Source organism: Ignavibacteria bacterium (assembly GCA_025612375.1).
Classification (GTDB): domain Bacteria; phylum Bacteroidota; class Ignavibacteria; order Ignavibacteriales; family SURF-24; genus JAAXKN01.
This window is the reverse complement of record JAAXKN010000141.1, coordinates 1-1,021: the sequence shown is the minus strand read 5'-3', so window position 1 is coordinate 1,021 and position 1,021 is coordinate 1. Positions and strand designations below refer to the sequence as shown.

The 1,021-nt window shown below is 38.1% G+C and carries 2 protein-coding genes; both read right to left on the bottom strand.

Annotation, left to right across the window (positions count from 1 at the left end; all coding sequences use genetic code 11):
- Positions 1-635 (bottom strand): IS1 family transposase (locus tag HF312_21775; GenBank protein MCU7522823.1); only part of this gene is annotated, 635 nt, incomplete at its 3' end.
- On the bottom strand, positions 611-1,021 hold a 411-nt coding region (locus HF312_21770), incomplete at its 5' end, for an IS1 family transposase (protein ID MCU7522822.1). The genes HF312_21770 and HF312_21775, both read right to left, overlap by 25 nt.

Here is a 1,021-nt window from a genome sequence, read left to right as displayed (position 1 = left end):
GTAATTTTTGCCTCTCTTGCAGGCGTATTTTTGCATTTAATGCCTCTTTCATCTTCATATGCTAACCCACTGTGCTCTCTACAGAAATTAAAATGCGTACAGTAGAGCATCATTCTACTTATCAAGCACTCTACTTTCTTCGAAAACCCTATTGTCTTCCTTGATACTCTATTGTTGTCCTGCCTGAATGTTAAGTTCTGTCTTTCAAGTAGACTTGTTGATATCTCATTTTCTTCGATGTATTTTCCAAATATTACCTTCTTGACAATCTTCTGTAACCTTCCTCCCTTTCTTTTTTTTGTAACTTGTGCATATCTCAAGTTATTGGGAGGTTTAGTTTTTGGATTTCTTGGTCTTCCCCTCTTCCCAGTTCTTGGGAACTCCTCTATTTCTCCGAATTCATTTAAAAGAGCTTTTGTATAAAACTTCAAACCATCAGAGACAAAAAGAGGTTTCGATTCAGAAAGACGTTTTGCTGTTAATTCCAGTAATTCATCCGCAACATACTGTTTTCTTGGTCCTATAACAAAAGCAATTATTAACCTGCATTCTGGTGCAAAAGCTACCCACATCCACGAACCATCATCTTCATAATCCTTCATTCTCGGGACTATTTTTTTTGGACTATAACCCACAGTTCATCCATCTCAATCTTATGCAGATTCAGGTTCTTCATGAGATTTTTATTTACCTCATCACACTGCTCTCCAGCACGACATAACCATCTACGTACCGTAGCTGGTTCTATTTCCAATACGTCAGCAATAGCTTCCTCACTCATGCCTTTCATGGACATTTTCAGCGCTAAATCAATAATACGTTCCTCTTTGCGAAGATCATAATAGACAGAACCTGTATGATCATTGAATACTTTGCCGCAGTGGCGGCAAATGTATTTTCGAGTTTTTTCTCCACGGCTTATGGAGGTTCCATTTCCGACAACATTTCCTTGATCGGCAAGACCGTAAAGTTCACAATCTTTATTTGGACAAACTATATCAATGAACTGTGGTTTAGGACC